A 15,214-nucleotide genomic window follows, 5' to 3' on the forward strand; every position below is an offset into this window, starting at 1 on the left:
CCCCCGGCGCTCGGCGTGGGCGCCCACGATTGGCGTCCCCCGGCGCTCGGCGTGGGCGCCCACGATTGGCGTCCCCCTACGATTGTCGCGGCGGGTGCACCGGTGCACCGCTGACCACAATCGTCGCCGGAAGCCAGGTTCGGCGTGTGACGCCTCGGACAGCTGCGGTCGCCGCGCGTCGTCACGCGAGGCAAGCGGCTGCTCCCCCCGAGACGAGAGCGGGCATGGCTCCAGGGGTGGTCAGACCCGGCTGCGGCCGACCGCACGCCTGGGTTCCCCTCGGATCGACAACGGGCGTCGGTTGTGCACAGATGGGTCCGTTCGGGTCACATCGTCGCGCGTGTCGGGTTGTTGCCCACTTCAGACCGCCTTGGATGACAGTGTCCAACACCAGCCACGAAGCGGAGACGATCACCACTGACGAACCGTCAGAAATGCCGTTTGAGCTGGGGAAACACCCGATCCAAGACCGTCGATCCGGTATACTCGAACACACGATCGAGACAGGTGAGAGGTGGGTTCTGGGGTATGGGGTCAGGGGTGGTGGAAGCGGGTGAGGTGACCGAGCTGGTCACCCACCTCCATGCCCTTGCCTCCCGGTTCGACCCCGATGCCATCCCCGACCCCGACATCGCCGGACTGGTTGCCGACCTGGGTCGTGCCGGCCGGATCGTTGATGGGATGCTCACCAGGGCGGCCCGCCGGACCACCGAGGCCGACGCCCACCACACAGCAGGGGCCAAGGACGCGGTGACGTTGATCGCCACCGCCACTGGCACCACCCCTGCCGCGGCAAGGAAGATGCTGAAGACGTCCGCGCAGCTGGTCGACCAGCCGGAGGTGGACCGGGCCGTGACCGACGGGACCCTCTCCACCGACCAGGCGGTCGTGGTGTCCGAAACCGTCGCTGATGCGCCCGATCGTGCTGGTGAGCTGATCGTGGATGCGGCCTCGCAGTCGTTGCCGGAGCTGCGGAAGAGGGCCCGTGACATCCGTACCGCTGCTGATCCGGATCGGGAAGCGACCCGCCGTCGGCATCTGGCGCGGCGGGCGTTTCGGTCGTGGACGGAGACCGATGGCGAGTGGAAGGCGTTCCTGCAGGCCCCCGGTGACCTGGGTGCCCGGATCGAGGCGGCACTACGGGGCGAGCACGATGCGGTGTTTCGTGCCGCCCACGCCGCCGGCCGTCGGGAGGACGATGCCTGCTACCGCTTCGACGCCCTCCTCAACCTGCTCGACCACCCCACCCGTGACCTGACCGGCATCGTGGGGTCTCCGGCCGGCTCGACCGCCATCGGGCCGCCGTCTGAGCAGTCAGAGGGCGGCAGGACTGGCGACAGCCAAACGGCCGCCACGAACGCGCCGATCCAGTCAACGCTCCTCGACGCCCCTGGCACCAGCGACACCGACTCCAACGCCCCCGGCAGTACCGACTTCAACGGCGACCGCGACCGCAGCACCACCCCCAACGGCGACCGTGCCGGCAGCACCGACCCGGCCAACGGCGACCACACCGGCAGCACCGACCCGCCCAACGGCGACCACGCAGGCAGCACCAACCCCAACGGCGACCGTGTCGGCAGCACCGACCCGAGCACCGGGGACCACGCCCGCAACACCGACCCGGCCAACGGCGAACGGGCCGGCAGCACCGGCGCAAGCGTCAACGTTGCCGGCGGCGCCGATAGCACGCACCCTCCCGGCGGCACGGAGCCGAGCGGCACCACCACGGGCAGGCCGCCGCCCGGCCTCAAGACCGACGGGCCGGAGCCAAACGACCGGAATGCTGACAACCCGAACCCGAACGACAACGGATCCGGCCGAACCGACCGGACCGATACCGCGGCGGACAGCTCGGAGCCGATCCCTTCTGATCACGGTGGCGGACGGGGCGGCCATCCGGCGCCGCAGCGACATCGGCCCTCCGGCAGGCAGACCAAGGTGATCATCCGCGTCGACGGCTCAGCGCTCGTCCGCGGCGAACTCGCCGACGGCGAGGTCTGCGAGATCGCCGGCATCGGCCCCGTCGCACTCTCCGCAGTCCGCGAACAGATGCTGGACGCCCACATCGCCTACGTCATCACCAACGCCACCGACGTCACCGTCGCCCACCTCGGACGACAGGTCACCGCACGGCAACGCACCGCACTGGAAGCCCGCGGCTACCAGTGCGAAGTACCCGGCTGCACCGCCGACCATCTCCTGGAGATCGACCACATCACCGGATGGGCCATCACCCGAACCACGAAGCTGTCAGACCTCGCCTGGCTCTGCACGGCCCATCATCGGGACAAGACCAGACGCAACCACCAGCTCCACGGCCCACCCGGCCAACGCATCTGGACCACCGACACAGGCGTGGAGATCAGCCGCGACCCACCCCTCGCCGCCTGACCCCGCACGCGGGCCACCTTCGCCAGCGACTCCCCCCGTCCATCACAACGCGACCACAGATCGCGGTCCAGCGATGGGGACCCGGATCAGGGCGGGCCCGAACCACCCTGTTGTCGCTGCGAGGTGCGACCAAGGGCACCGGTCGAGGTTCCCCCGCCGACATCGCCTGACTCGGATGCGCCCAACCACACCCCGCCGTTGTCGCCACGAGGTGCGACCGGGGCATCTCGAGTTCAGGCGGGATCCACGCGCGGAGCGCACGAACCCGGTAGAACCCGACCCCCACGGTTGTCGCCACGAGGTGCGACCAACCCCACACCCATCGACCCAGCCGAGACCCGTCCGAGGAGGCGACATGCGAACGCGGCCCAGCGCACCCGTGGTGCCAGCGACCCCCCGACTCGTCCGGATCGTGGGCCTCTTGGTGGTCGTGGCCCTGCTCGGTGCCTGCTCTGGGCAGTCCGCGACGGACCGGGCGGTCGATGTTGCACTGGCACACGCAGGGATCGACGGCACGGGGGTGTTGATCGGCTCGTCCGCGGGCCAGGACGGTGTGGTTGATGTCCAGATCGTCCGTGACATCGCTGACCAGGACGACTCCGTCCGCACGCTGCGTCGCATCATCGTCGTGGACGCGGACGGCAGGGTCGTCGATGACCGCAGCGATCACGCCTGCCAGCCCGGAAGGGGCCACCAGGACTTCTCCACCGAGCCGTGCCTGTGAAGGCGCCCGGCCCGTGCCGTCCGACCGGGACGCGCCTAGCGCTGGCGGCGGCGGTGCCAGATGACTGCGCCCACCGCGCCGATCATCACGACGAACGCCACGACGCGCAGGCTCCGAGGCAGGAACGGGCCGGCGATGGTCACGGCCAGCAGGGGGGCCAGGACGACGATGATCAGCACCCGCAGGTCACGGAAGCGCTGCATGACCAGCGGTGGTCCGTCGTGCACGTCGTCGGGATCCCGATGCACCGGGCCGTCGGCTCGGCCGATGGCCACGCGCGGGGCGGGGGCTGCCGCGATCTCGTCGGCGATCTCCTCCATCCGGGAGCCCATCTCGCGCATGGCGGCGTTGCGCTGCCCGTCGGGCACGCGCACGACAGTGTCGCCGTACTCGTCGGGTTCGGCGTCCTGCCACGCAGGTATGCCGGCACGGGACAGCACAGCCACGACCGCGTCAGCCGTGGCCCGGTCGAACGATGTCAGCGCGATGCCTTCGCGTTGCGGTGATTCCACGTCTCGCCCCTGGATGGCCAGCCACGTATGCTAGCCACCCATCGAGCCGGGCGCGGCCTGGCGCTGGAGGCACGAGTTGACAGGGCGTGAGCGGACACCGCTGCTGTACAAGATGATCCATACGGTCCTGCCGCCGATCCTGACGGCGATCTACCGGCCGTGGATCGAGGGGGCAGAGCACATCCCGACGGAGGGGCCGGCGATCCTGGCCTCCAACCACCTGTCCTTCCTCGACCACTTCTTCCTGCCTGCCTACGTCGACCGACCGATCTTCTTCCTCGGCAAGTCCGACTACTTCTCCGGCTGGCAGCGGTACTTCTTCGAGAACGTCGGCGTCATGCCGGTCAACCGCGAGGGCGGCGACGCCGGCGAGGCCTCGCTCCGCAAGGGCATGGAGATCCTCGAGGCGGGCAAGCTGCTCGGCATCTACCCCGAGGGCACCCGCACCCCCGATGGACGCCTGTACCGCGGCAAGACCGGCCCCGTCCGCCTCAGCCTCCGCAGCGGCGTTCCGATCATCCCCGTGGCCATGATCGGTGTCTTCGAGATCCTGCCGCCGGGCGCGAAGTTCCCCCGCTTCGGCGGTCGGGTCGGCATCAAGGTCGGTGCGCCGCTGGACTTCTCCCGCTACGCCGGCAAGGACGACGACCGCTTCGCGCTCCGGTCGGCCACCGACGAGCTGATGTACGAGCTGATGTTGCTCAGCGGCCAGGAGTACGTCGACGAGTACGCGGCGGCGGTCAAGAAGGGCGAGGTCGACATCGGCTCGGGGGACCTGGCCGAGCTCGGCCGGCAGATGGACGAGGAGAAGCGGGACCGGGCCGCCTGAGCACGGGCTGGGTTCGGACCCCGACGTCCACGCGCTCGAGGGGTCCGGGCATGACCGGATGCCCGCGGCGGATCAGCCGGCGAAGCCGTTGCGGGCGGCCAGCAGGGCGCTGGCGAACGACGACAGCTCACCGGTGCGTTCGGGACCGACCGTGAAGCTCAGGCTGGTCGGCTGGATGGCGACGGCGTAGGAGAACACGTCTGGGTCCTCGATGCTGACGGGATCGGCATGTCCGGTGTGCCCCGGCGTGTTCAGCATGACCGCAAGCGACACGTCGAGCTGGGTGCCGTCCGGGTGGCTGGCCGACGACAGCTGCGTGCCGACGATCGTGTCCAGCGGATGGGCCGACACCGTCGTCTCGAACGTCGTGTCGACCGACTCGGGGCCCCGGTCGAAGTGTTCCTCCGACACGATCACCGAGTGCAGGTGATCGGCCCCCAGCAGCCACATGACGATGTCGAGGTGGATGTGCCCCGCATCGCACAGGTCGCTGGCCATGCTCAGCAGGTGCAACGCCACCGGCTCGTCGGGCAGCAGCTCGGCCAGGTGGTCGGGCAGCCAGTCCAGCGTAGGACGATGAGCGGCCAGCGCGCCGGTCAGCTCGAAGTCCCAGGCATGTCGTTGTGTCACGTGTCGTTGTCCTCGTCGTCCGTCGCCCAGGCGCAGGATCGTGCCACAGCCTGACGCCAGCGACCGTACCGCTGGTCCCGCTCGACGGGGTCCATCCCGGGCGTGAAGCGGGCGTCCAGCTGCCACACGTCGGCCAGCTCCTCGGTGGACCCCCAGACCCCGGCTCCGAGCCCTGCCGCGAAGGCCGCGCCGAGCGCGGTGGTCTCCCGCACCCTGGGCCGCAGGACGTCCACGCCGAGCATGTCGGCCTGGAAGCTGCACAGCAGGTCCATCGCCGACGCCCCGCCGTCGACCCGCAGCTCACCGAGCTCGAGGCCCGAGTCGGCCTCCATGGCGTCGATGACGTCCTTGGTCTGGAACGCCATCGCCTCCACGGTCGCCCGAGCCAGGTGGGCGGCCGTCGTGCCGCGGGTCAGGCCGACGATCGTGCCGCGGGCGTAGGGATCCCAGTGCGGGGCCCCGAGGCCCGTGAAGGCCGGCACCAGGTACACGTCGTCGGTGTCGGGCACCGTCCGTGCGAGCGGTTCGGTCTCCGCGGCCGTCTCGATGATGCCGAGCCCGTCGCGGAGCCACTGCACCGCCGCACCCGTCACGAAGATCGATCCCTCCAGCACGTAGCAGGGCCCGTCGCCGAGGTCCCACGCCACCGAGGACAGCAGGCGCCCCGATGTCGGCCGCTGCGTGCCCGTGTTGAGCAGCACGAAGGATCCGGTGCCGTAGGTGTTCTTCGACATGCCGGGGGTCCAGCACCCCTGGCCGAACAGCGCCGACTGCTGGTCGCCCAGCACCCCGGTGATGGGCACCTCGGCCCCGAAGAACGCCTCCGGATCGGTGGTCCCGAAGTGGCCGACGCTCGGCTTCAGCTCGGGCAGCACCGACATGGGGACGCGCAGCAGCTCGGCCATCCGCGGGCTCCACTCCGCCCGGTCGATGTCGTAGAGCATCGTGCGACAGGCGTTGGAGGGTTCGGTGACGTGTGACGCCCCGCCGGTCAGCTGGTTGATCACCCATGTGTCGACCGTGCCGAACGCCAGCCGTCCCTCCTCGGCCATCGCCCGGGCGCCCTCCACCCGGTCCAGCAGCCACGCGATCTTGGTCCCCGAGAAGTAGGCGTCGACGACGAGCCCGGTCGTGTCCCGGATCGCCGCGTCGTGCCCGGCCTCGCGGAGCCGGTCGCACACGCCCGCCGTGCGGCGGTCCTGCCACACGATGCCGTTGTGGATCGGCCGGCCGGTCTCGCGGTCCCACAGCAGCGTCGTCTCGCGCTGGTTGGTGATGCCGATGGCGGCCAGGTCGGCTGCGTCGACGCCGCCAGCGGCCAGCGCCTCGCCGCAGGCGGTGCGCAGCGCCACCATGATCTCGTCGCCGTCGTGCTCGACCCAGCCGGGCCGCGGGAAGTGCTGCGGGAACTCCGCGTAGCCTCGCCCGGTCAACGCCCCTCGTTCGTCGACGAGCAGGGCAGTGACACCGGTCGTGCCGGCGTCGATGGTCATGATCGTGGCCACGTGTTCGGCTCCCTGTCGCGGAGATGTCAGTGGGGGTTGTCTAGCATGCGCGCGGTGACCAGACGCATCGGCATACTCACCGGCGGGGGCGACTGCCCCGGACTGAACGCGGTCATCCGCGCCGTCGTACGACGGGCGGAGCACTTCGATGTCTCCGTCTTCGGTTTCCGCAACGGCTGGCGGGGGGTGCTCGACTCGACCGTCGAACGCCTCGACCGTCGGTCCACCCAGGGCATCCTCCTGCGGGGCGGGACGGTGCTGGGCACCAGCCGCACCAACCCGATCAGCGAACCCGACGGGGTGGCGCGGATCACCGAGACGCTGGAGGTCCACGAGCTGGACGGCCTGGTGGTCGTCGGGGGCGAGGGCACCCTGTCGGCCTCGCGCGTGCTGAACGAGGAGCACGGCGTGCCGATCATCGGCGTGCCCAAGACGATCGACAATGACCTCGGGGGCACCGACTTCACCATCGGGTTCTCCACCGCCGTCGACGTCGCCACCGACGCCGTGGACCGGCTGCACTCCACGGCGGAGAGCCACAACCGCATCATGGTGCTGGAGCTGATGGGCCGTCACGTCGGGTGGATCGCCACCTACGCCGGACTCGCCGGCGGTGCCGACGCCATCCTCGTGCCCGAGCGGGCGTTCGACATCAACAAGGTCTGCCGGCACCTCAAGCGTCGCCATGGCATGGGCCGCTCGTTCTCGATCGTGGTCGTCGCCGAGGGTGCCGTCCCCGCCGAGGGCACCATGGCGCTGCCCGACTACGACACCGACGACTTCGGCCGCCCGGTCCTGGGTGGCATCGCCAACATCATCGGGCCGGAGATCGAACGCCAGACGGGGTTCGAGACGCGTGTCACCGTCCTCGGCCACGTCCAGCGGGGCGGACGGCCCAACGCCACCGACCGGGTGCTCGGCAGCTCGCTCGGAAAGGCGGCGATGGACCACGCCGCCGCGGGGAACTGGGGGATCATGGTCGGGCAGGACGGCGCCCACGTCACCACGGCGTCCCTGGGCGAGGCCACTCGCGAGCTGAAGACCGTCCCCTCGGAGATGTTCGAGACGGCGCGGGTGTTCTTCGGATGAGCGCCAACGCTCCCCGCCATGCCGACGGGCTGGTCGACCTCCGCTCCGACACCGTCACCCGTCCGGACGAGGCGATGCGACGTGCGATGGCCCGGGCCGAGGTCGGCGACGACGTCTACGGGGAGGACCCGACCGTCCGACGGCTGGAGGAGACCGCCGCCGGGTTGTTCGGCAAGGACGCCGGCCTGCTGTGTCCCTCCGGAGTGCAGTGCAACCTCGTCGGGCTGCTCAGCCTGGCCACCCGTGGCACGGAGGTGCTGGTCGAGGCCGACGCCCACCTCGTCAACTACGAGGCCGGCGCCGGGGCGATGTTCGCCGGCGTGCAGTTCCGCACCGTGCAGGCCCCCAACGGCCTGTTCGACGCCGACCTCGTCGCTGCCCACATCCGGCCCGACCACTTCCCGCTGACCGCCACGTCGTTGGTCGCCATCGAGCAGACCCACAACCGTCGTGGCGGTACCGCCTACACCCCCGAGGCGCTGGCGGCCATCGGCACGACGGTGCGCGACGCGGGCCTGCCCCTGTACATGGACGGCGCCCGGGTCTTCAACGCCGTGGAGGCCACCGGCTCGACCACCCAGGAGCAGGGCCAGCACGTCACCGCCCTGTCGTTCTGCCTGTCCAAGGCGCTGGGCGCCCCCGTCGGCTCGGTGTTCGTCGGCCCGGCCGACGTCGTGGACGCCGCACGCAGCTGGCGGCGACGGCTCGGCGGGGCGATGCGCCAGTCCGGCGTGATCGCCGCCGCAGGCCTGGTCGCCCTCCAGCAGGGCCCCGGTCGCCTCGCGCGGGACCACGAGCACGCCCGCATGCTCCACGACGCCGCCCGGGCGGTGCTCCCCGAGGACCATCCGATCGCCGAGCCCGCCAGCAACATCGTCTACATCGACGGCGTCGACGCCCCCGCGGTCGTGGCGGCCCTGCGCGAACGCGGCATCCTCGCAGGGAGCATGGACCCCACCACGCTGCGGATGGTCACCCACCGGGACGTGGACACCGTCGGCATCACCCGTGCGGCCGACGCGCTCAAGACCGTCCTGGCCAGCCAGCCCGCAGGAGGCATCCCGACATGAGCAGCCCGAACGCCCACCGGCTTCCGCCCGGCCAGTACGAGGCCCGCGGCTGGCCCGTCCTGCACTTCGGGGCCCCGCCGGCGGTCAACGCCGACACCTGGACGGTCTCCGGTTCCGGTGCCGTGGAGAACCCGACCACGTGGACGCTGGACCAGTTCAGGGCCCTGCCGCGGACCACGCTCACCGCCGACTTCCACTGCGTGACCAAGTTCAGCGTCTTCGACAACGAATGGCACGGGGTCGCCGCCCGCACCGTCCTTGCCGAGCTGCGCCCGACCGCGGAGGCGTCCCATGTGATGCTCCACGGCGCCGAGGGGTACACCACCAACGTGCCGCTGGACGCCCTGCTCGACGACGACGTGCTGTTCGCGTGGCGGCGCAACGGCGAGGACCTGAGCGTCGAGCACGGCTGGCCGCTGCGGCTGATCCTGCCCAAGCGGTATGCATGGAAGTCCGCCAAGTGGGTGAACGGGATCGAGGTCATGGCGGGGGACCGTCGCGGCTTCTGGGAGGAACGCGGCTACCACAACGACGCCGACCCCTTCACCGAGCAGCGCTACTCCTACCAGGAGGCATAGGGCCGTGCGCGTCCTCGTCGTCGATGACGAACCCGACATCCGGTTCATCATCGGAACCAGCCTCCAGCGCTGGGGGTACGAGACCGACGAGGCCAGCAACGCGGAGGAGGCCTACGCGATCTGTCGTGATGCGCCGCCCGACATCATGCTGCTGGACGTCTCCATGCCCGGTGAGACCGGCATCGAGCTGCTCGACCGGTTGCGGGCCGACGACCTGGTCCCCGGTCCCGTCGCGTTGTTGTCCGCAGCCTTTCCCGGACAGCTCGCCGGCGTGGCCGCCGACCACGGCGTCGTGCACCTGCCCAAGCCGTTCGGGCTGGAGGACCTCGAGGAGCTGGTCGCCGACCTGGCCAGCCGCGTCACGGGCTGACCACCCGCAGCCATTCCCGCGGAACGGTCAGCCCGTCACCGTGGCACGGGCCCGGGCGACCAGGTCGCGCTGCACCGCCTTGGTCCGGTCGTCGAGTGACACGTGGTAGGTGTGCGGGTTGACCAGCCGTCGCACGCCCGCGTCGAGGGTGGCGATGTCGTCGCTGCACCGCTGCCGCAACGTCGCGAGGTCACCCGACGCCGTCGGTGACACCGTGGGTGGGGACGTCCGGCCGTCGAAGACCACCTCGTGCAGCGGCTCCACCCGGGACACCTCCGCTGGCGTGATGGTGCGGAACGCACCGTCGCGATGGGGGTGGTGCAGCTGCATGCCCTCGCCGTCGGCGAACGGCGTCGTGTCCGGCTCGGTGATCACGTCGGCGGTGGCGTGGCCACGGGTGTCGTAGAGGCGCCATGCCCGCTTGCGACCGGGGATGGGGACCTTCACGGGGTTCTCAGAGACCTTCACCGCCGGCTGCCACTCACCGTGGTCGTCCTGCAGCCCGACGAGCTTGTAGACGCCGTCGAGGGCCCCGTCGCCCTCGGAGGTGATCAACCGCGTGCCGACGCCGTAGGTCATGCGTCCCCGCAGCCGCGGCCAGTCGACACCCTCTCGGTCGGCCTCGTCGGCCATCTGGGTCAGGATCTGCCAGATCGTCAGCTCGTCCAGCTCGCTGGACAGCACGATCCGGGCGTCGGTGAACCCGGCCTCGTCCAGCATCCTCGCGGCCTGCACGCTCAGGTACGCCAGGTCGCCGGAGTCCAGCCTGACACCACCGGGGGCGTGCCCGGCCTCGCGGAGCTCCTCGAAGACCGTGATGGCGTTGGGCATGCCCGACCGCAGGGTGTCGATGGTGTCGACCAGCAGGACGCAGTCGTCGGGGGCGGACCTGGCGAACGCACGGAAGGCCTCCAGCTCGCCGCGCCCGTCGGCCATCCAGGCCTGGATCAGTGCGTGGGCGTGGGTGCCGGCCGACTGCACCCCGAGCGCGACGGAGGCCTGGACGTTGGAGGTGGCCACGAACCCGCCCACGAGGGCCGCACGGGCGGCCTCGTCCACGGCGACCCCCGGCCCGCGACGCATGCCGAACTCCAGGGTGGGGGCGCCCCTGGCGCTCTTGACGATCCTGGCCGCCTTCGTGGCGATCAGCGTCGGGTAGTTCAGCATGTTCAGCAGCGCCGTCTCCAGCAGCTGGGCCTGCGGCAGCGGGCCGGTCACGACCACGATCGGCAGGTGCGGGTGGACGACGCGAGCCTCGGGCACGGCCTCGAGGACGAGGTTGCGGAAGTGGCCGTGCACGGCCAGCCAGTCGAGGAACGCCGGCTCGAACACCGGCGCACCCGCCGAGGTCGTGAACCGCGACAGGGCCTCGACCTCCTCGTCGGTGACGTGGACCTCCTGCATCCACTCCAGCAGGGGACCCAGCCCGGTCGTCACGCAGAACCCGGCCTGATGGCTGCCGTAGTCGGGGTTGGAGCGGTAGAAGTAGTCGAACTGCGCCAGCCGGTCGGCAAGGCCCTCGCGGACGTGCACCTGCGCCATCGCCAGCTGGTAGTGATCGGTGAACAGGGGCCCGCGGCCCTCGCGGAGGCTCACCCCGTGCCCCGCACGACGACGCCGGCCTCGCGCATCGCGCTCGTGGCGGCGTCCCCGTCGCCGGGCGACAGCTCGACGGCCCGGCACAGGTCGACCCGAACGATGGTGTCCAGACCGGCCTCGACGGCATCCAGGGCGGTGGCCTTCACGCAGACGTCGAGCGCCAGCCCGACCACGACCACTCGGGTGACCCCTCGGGCGGACAGGTAAGCCGCCAGGCCCGTGGGGGTGGTTTCGCCGGTCGTCGGGTCGGCCACGCCGAAGGCGGAGTAGCCGTCCTCGCCGCCGGTGCCCTTGCGCAGGATCAGGTCGGCGTCACGGGAGAGGTCCCGGTGCAGGGCGGCACCCCAGGTGTCCCGAACGCAGTGGACGGGCCAGACACCACCGTCGGTGGCGAAGTGCGGCGTCGACGGCGGGTGCCAGTCCTGGGTGGCGACGACGGTGCTGCCGGCGGACCGGGCGTCGGCCACGAGCGCGTTGATGCCGGGCACGATCGATTCGCCGCCGGTGACGTACAGGCCGCCGTGTGGGTCGGCGAAGTCGTGCTGGACGTCGACGACGAGCAGGGCGGTCGACGGGTCGAAGATGAGGTCGGTGTCCATCGCCGCAGAGCCTACGGCGCGACCGGCCGGTCACCTCACCTGGCCCTGCACTCGCGTCGTGCTGGGTAGGCTCTCGGGACACGATGACGCCCGAGACCTGTGACCGTTGCGGCGCCGACCTCGGCGACGCGGCGCGGTTCTGCACCCAGTGCGGGACCCCGGTCAACGGCGACCCGGTGGGGGCGCCGCCGCCCGCCGCCGAGGTCGACGACGACGTCGAGGCCGCGCGCCTGGTCGAGTGCGAGGAGTGCGGCGCGCCCAACGCGGCCAGCAGGCCCCTGTGCGCCCACTGCGGCACGCCGCTGCGCGAGGAGATCCCGGGTGGCGACGCGCTCCCGGAGGGCTGGACGGCGGACCAGACCGATCCCGGCCCCCCGCCGGCGCCCCGAGGCCGCGGCCTGGACACCTCGCCGGTGCTGCTGAGCCTCGTCCTGCTGGCGGGCCTGGTCACCGCGGGGGTGCTGCTGGCCCTTGTCACCTCGCAGGTCCGGCGACCCGACGGGCCGCCGGTCGCGGCCGGCGTGGCCCCGACGGGGGCGACCGCATCCAGCGTGGTCGAGGGCCACCGTGCGCTGGAGGCCATCGACGGCGATCCGACGACGTCGTGGCACGAGGGCGCGGACGGCCCCGGGGTGGGGGAGTGGCTGGAGGTCCAGCTGCCCGGTCGCACCGAGGTCCGCCGGGTCCTGGTGTGGAACGGCGACCAGGCCGACGATGCCACCTTCGCCGAGCACGGACGGGTGGCCGGCATCCGAATCGAGGTGGGTGGCCGACAGTTCCGCGTCGACTTCCTGGACATCGACGGGCCCCAGGCGGTCGACCTGCCCGCCGGCGTCGCCGACGACCGGGTACGGCTGGTCGTGGAGGCGGTCGTCGGCGACCAGCCGGCGCTGGCGATCAGCGAGGTGGTCGTGGAGACCGCCGCCGACTGAGCTGATCCCGCGCTCAGCTGGCGACGAAGTAGAAGATCTGGATGGAGTCGCCGCGCTGGATGGTCGTGCCGGCGTCGGGGATCTGCCGCTCGACCTCGTTGACCGATCCGTAGGTGAACGGGCCGAGCGTCGGCTGCGGGCTGGGCTCCTCGCGCAGCTCGACCTCGGCGACAGCGGCGACGGCGTCACGTGCCTGCTGGACCGACATGCCACGAAGGTCGGGCACCTGGATGCTGAGCGGGCCCCGGGAGACGACGAGCGGCACCTGGGTCAGCGCGTCGACGGTGTCCCCGGCGGCCACGCCCTGGGAGATCACGGTCCCGCGCTCGGGGTACTCGTCGGACCACTCCTCGGTGACCGTCGGGGACAGCCGGACGGCCTCGAGTGCCGCGGTGGCGTCCTCGACGGTGCCGCCGACCATGTCGGGCACGTCGACCTGCTCGATCCCGAGCGACAGCGTCACCGCGACGACCGAACCCTCCTCGACCGGGCTGCCGGCCGGGGGCGACTGGGCGAGGACGTCGCCCTCGGGCACCGTGTCGTGGTGCTCCTCGGCGACCTGGACGTCGAAGGCGTGGGTCTCGCGCAGCAACGCCTCGACGTCGGCGAACGGCTGCAGCTGGACGTCGGGCATCTCGACCACCCGCGGGCCGAGGGACAGGATCAGCTGGACGACCTCGCCGGCGCGCAGCTCGGTGCCCTCGGTGGGGGACTGCCCGGTGACGATTCCGGCAGGCACGTCCAGCCGGTGCTCCTCCTCGGCGATGTCGACGCGCAGGTCGACGGCCTGCAGCTCGGCGACGACCTCCGCCTGCGGGCGACCGGTCAGGTCGCCAAGGATCGTGGTGGGTACCAGGACGGTGTCGTAGAGCAACCATCCGCCGGCGCCGAGCAGTCCGAGCACGACGAGGGAGATCAGCGCCATGCCGACCCGACGAGGCCAGCGGCGAGGGGGCCGTTCCGGGGCGGGACGGCGGCGGGCGGCGAGGTCCTCCTCGGCGGTCCGACGGGCCGGTCGGGTCGGCAGGGCCGAGGTCTCGGCCAGCTCGCTGGGCAGGACGAGGGTGTGCATCTGCCCGTCGTCGGCGAGGTGGGTGACGGCGGCCGGCGGGCTGTCGACGGCCTCCCGCAGCGCCCGACCCATCTCCGCGACGTCGGGGAACCGGCCGGCGGGGTCACGCGAGGTGGCCCGTGCGATCACGGCGTCCATGGCTGGGGTGACCTCGGGCGCGTAACGGCTGGGCGGTGGCACGTCCTCGTTTGCGTGGCGAAGCGCCACCGCCATCGGCGTGTCGGCCGGAAGTGGCTTGCGGCCGGTCAGCAGCTCGTAGGCGACGACGGCGAGGGCGTACTGGTCGCTGGCCGGGGTGGCCTCGATGCCGTCGACGAGCTCGGGGGCGAGGTAGTGGACGCTGCCGACGAGGGTGCCGGTGGCCGTGTGGCTGGTGGCCGCCATGACCCGCGCGATGCCGAAGTCGGCCAGCTTCGGGCTGCCCACGGCGGTGATCAGGACGTTCTCGGGCTTGACGTCCCGGTGGATCAGGCCGATCCCGTGGGCGGCGTGCAGGGCGTCGCAGAGCGGTTCGATGACCGCGAGCACCTGGGCGGGGTCGAGCGGACCGTGCGTGGCCAGCACTTCGCGGAGGCTGGGGCCGTCGATCAGCTCCAGCACGATCCAGGGCAGGTCGGTCTCGCCCTGGTCGTAGACCCCGACGACGTGGGGGTGGCTCAGTGATGCGGCGTGGCGGGCCTCCGCAGCGAACCGGGTGCGGATCTCGGGGTCGTCGGCCAGGTGCGGATGCAGGACCTTGACGGCGACCGGGCGGTCCATCTGGGTGTCGGTGCCGCGGAGGATCGTGGCCATGCCACCAGCGCCGATCCGCGAACCGAGGCGGTATCGGCCGGCGAGGATGCGCGTCCGGTCACCCGCCGTGTCGGCGGGGACGGACGTGCCGGGGGCCGGAGTGGACACCCACTGAGTGTAGGTTGGCTGGATGCCAGAACCTGCTGACCTCCCGCCCGAGTCCGCCGCCAACGGGACAGGATCCGACGAACTGCACGACGGGTTGCTGTCGCTGGACTTCCACGCGGTGCAGGCCGACCGCAAGGGCGTCGTGCAGTACGCGCGGCGTCCCAACCGGTTCCTGACCGAGTGGGTCCACGACGACGGTGACGAGCTGCTGTTCACGTGGGAGTTCGACCTCGGCGAGTTCTGCAAGGCCGTGGACTGGCAGATCGGCGCGGCCGAGACCTCGTTCCAGATCCTCTTCCCGCAGTTCGACGTGCGCATCGCCCGCGACCTGGAGGCCGTGGCCATCGAGGTGTCACGGCTGGAGGAGCAGATGCGCACCCTGGACCTGTCCGACCCCTCGCTGTGACGCCG

At 71.4% G+C, this 15,214-nt stretch carries 15 protein-coding genes; 9 read left to right on the top strand and 6 right to left on the bottom strand.

The features are described from left to right. Nucleotides 1-528 precede the first annotated feature (528 nt). Together CUC05_RS23045 and CUC05_RS23050 are read left to right on the top strand one after the other, a co-directional pair. Entirely contained in the window at nucleotides 529-2,394 is a 1,866-nt protein-coding gene (locus tag CUC05_RS23045) for an HNH endonuclease signature motif containing protein (protein ID WP_108668501.1), read from the top strand. 355 nt (nucleotides 2,395-2,749) lie between these two features. Beyond that, the gene (locus CUC05_RS23050) at nucleotides 2,750-3,118 is read left to right on the top strand and encodes a hypothetical protein (protein WP_108668502.1); all 369 of its coding nucleotides are present in this window, start codon (nucleotides 2,750-2,752) and stop codon (nucleotides 3,116-3,118) included. Between the two features lie 35 nt (nucleotides 3,119-3,153). Here CUC05_RS23050 and CUC05_RS23055 read toward each other — a convergent pair whose 3' ends face one another. Continuing rightward, nucleotides 3,154-3,630 (bottom strand): hypothetical protein, encoded by a 477-nt coding sequence (locus tag CUC05_RS23055; protein ID WP_108668503.1) that lies wholly within the window; start codon nucleotides 3,628-3,630, stop codon nucleotides 3,154-3,156. A 100-nt stretch (nucleotides 3,631-3,730) separates the two neighbouring features. Here CUC05_RS23055 and CUC05_RS23060 point away from each other — a divergent pair, with 100 nt between their 5' ends. Next, nucleotides 3,731-4,459, top strand: a complete 729-nt coding sequence (locus tag CUC05_RS23060; RefSeq protein WP_420810912.1) for a lysophospholipid acyltransferase family protein — start codon at nucleotides 3,731-3,733, stop codon at nucleotides 4,457-4,459. Between the two features lie 72 nt (nucleotides 4,460-4,531). Here the strand turns inward: CUC05_RS23060 and CUC05_RS23065 are convergent, their stop codons facing one another. Both CUC05_RS23065 and glpK read right to left on the bottom strand, forming a co-directional pair. Continuing rightward, nucleotides 4,532-5,089 (bottom strand): hypothetical protein, encoded by a 558-nt coding sequence (locus CUC05_RS23065; RefSeq protein WP_108668504.1) that lies wholly within the window; start codon nucleotides 5,087-5,089, stop codon nucleotides 4,532-4,534. Further along, nucleotides 5,086-6,582, bottom strand: coding sequence for a glycerol kinase GlpK (gene glpK, locus CUC05_RS23070; protein ID WP_108668538.1), 1,497 nt, complete (start codon nucleotides 6,580-6,582; stop codon nucleotides 5,086-5,088). Before glpK ends, CUC05_RS23065 begins: the two co-directional genes overlap by 4 nt. A gap of 66 nt (nucleotides 6,583-6,648) precedes the next feature. Between glpK and CUC05_RS23075 the strand changes: the two genes are divergently transcribed. The 4 genes from CUC05_RS23075 to CUC05_RS23090 are packed head-to-tail and all read left to right on the top strand — an operon-like array spanning nucleotide 6,649 to nucleotide 9,701. Then, entirely contained in the window at nucleotides 6,649-7,683 is a 1,035-nt protein-coding gene (locus CUC05_RS23075) for a 6-phosphofructokinase (RefSeq protein WP_240606316.1), read from the top strand. Continuing rightward, nucleotides 7,680-8,753 carry a threonine aldolase family protein gene (locus tag CUC05_RS23080; protein WP_108668506.1) on the top strand — a complete coding sequence of 358 codons (1,074 nt, stop codon included), beginning with the start codon at nucleotides 7,680-7,682 and terminating at the stop codon, nucleotides 8,751-8,753. The genes CUC05_RS23075 and CUC05_RS23080 overlap by 4 nt, the downstream gene beginning before the upstream one ends. Beyond that, nucleotides 8,750-9,331, top strand: coding sequence for a molybdopterin-dependent oxidoreductase (locus CUC05_RS23085; protein WP_108668507.1), 582 nt, complete (start codon nucleotides 8,750-8,752; stop codon nucleotides 9,329-9,331). Before CUC05_RS23080 ends, CUC05_RS23085 begins: the two co-directional genes overlap by 4 nt. 4 nt (nucleotides 9,332-9,335) lie before the next feature. Continuing rightward, nucleotides 9,336-9,701, top strand: a complete 366-nt coding sequence (locus tag CUC05_RS23090) for a response regulator (protein ID WP_108668508.1) — start codon at nucleotides 9,336-9,338, stop codon at nucleotides 9,699-9,701. Nucleotides 9,702-9,728: 27 nt separating this feature from the next. Here the strand turns inward: CUC05_RS23090 and CUC05_RS23095 are convergent, their stop codons facing one another. After that, nucleotides 9,729-11,297 (bottom strand): nicotinate phosphoribosyltransferase, encoded by a 1,569-nt coding sequence (locus tag CUC05_RS23095; RefSeq protein ID WP_205712507.1) that lies wholly within the window; start codon nucleotides 11,295-11,297, stop codon nucleotides 9,729-9,731. Continuing rightward, entirely contained in the window at nucleotides 11,294-11,899 is a 606-nt protein-coding gene (locus CUC05_RS23100; RefSeq protein ID WP_108668509.1) for an isochorismatase family protein, read from the bottom strand. The genes CUC05_RS23095 and CUC05_RS23100 overlap by 4 nt, the downstream gene beginning before the upstream one ends. 83 nt (nucleotides 11,900-11,982) lie before the next feature. Between CUC05_RS23100 and CUC05_RS23105 the strand changes: the two genes are divergently transcribed. Continuing rightward, nucleotides 11,983-12,831 (top strand): NADase-type glycan-binding domain-containing protein, encoded by an 849-nt coding sequence (locus CUC05_RS23105; protein ID WP_108668510.1) that lies wholly within the window; start codon nucleotides 11,983-11,985, stop codon nucleotides 12,829-12,831. Nucleotides 12,832-12,844: 13 nt separating this feature from the next. On the opposite strand, the gene CUC05_RS23110 is transcribed toward CUC05_RS23105, so the two are convergent. After that, entirely contained in the window at nucleotides 12,845-14,803 is a 1,959-nt protein-coding gene (locus CUC05_RS23110; RefSeq protein ID WP_170128101.1) for a Stk1 family PASTA domain-containing Ser/Thr kinase, read from the bottom strand. A 22-nt stretch (nucleotides 14,804-14,825) separates the two neighbouring features. On the opposite strand from CUC05_RS23110, the gene CUC05_RS25200 reads away from it, so the two are divergent. After that, nucleotides 14,826-15,209 carry a hypothetical protein gene (locus CUC05_RS25200; RefSeq protein ID WP_170128102.1) on the top strand — a complete coding sequence of 128 codons (384 nt, stop codon included), beginning with the start codon at nucleotides 14,826-14,828 and terminating at the stop codon, nucleotides 15,207-15,209. Nucleotides 15,210-15,214 lie beyond the last annotated feature (5 nt).

It is taken from the genome of Euzebya rosea (genome assembly GCF_003073135.1).
GTDB lineage: Bacteria > Actinomycetota > Nitriliruptoria > Euzebyales > Euzebyaceae > Euzebya > Euzebya rosea.

Coding starts and splice junctions, on each gene's coding strand:
- CUC05_RS23045 (WP_108668501.1), top strand. CDS start 529: ATGGGGTCAGGGGTGGTGGAAGCGGGTGAGGTGACCGAGCTGGTCACC.
- CUC05_RS23050 (WP_108668502.1), top strand. CDS start 2,750: ATGCGAACGCGGCCCAGCGCACCCGTGGTGCCAGCGACCCCCCGACTC.
- glpK (WP_108668538.1), bottom strand. CDS start 6,582: ATGACCATCGACGCCGGCACGACCGGTGTCACTGCCCTGCTCGTCGAC.
- CUC05_RS23080 (WP_108668506.1), top strand. CDS start 7,680: ATGAGCGCCAACGCTCCCCGCCATGCCGACGGGCTGGTCGACCTCCGC.
- CUC05_RS23085 (WP_108668507.1), top strand. CDS start 8,750: ATGAGCAGCCCGAACGCCCACCGGCTTCCGCCCGGCCAGTACGAGGCC.
- CUC05_RS23100 (WP_108668509.1), bottom strand. CDS start 11,899: ATGGACACCGACCTCATCTTCGACCCGTCGACCGCCCTGCTCGTCGTC.
- CUC05_RS23105 (WP_108668510.1), top strand. CDS start 11,983: ATGACGCCCGAGACCTGTGACCGTTGCGGCGCCGACCTCGGCGACGCG.
- CUC05_RS25200 (WP_170128102.1), top strand. CDS start 14,826: ATGCCAGAACCTGCTGACCTCCCGCCCGAGTCCGCCGCCAACGGGACA.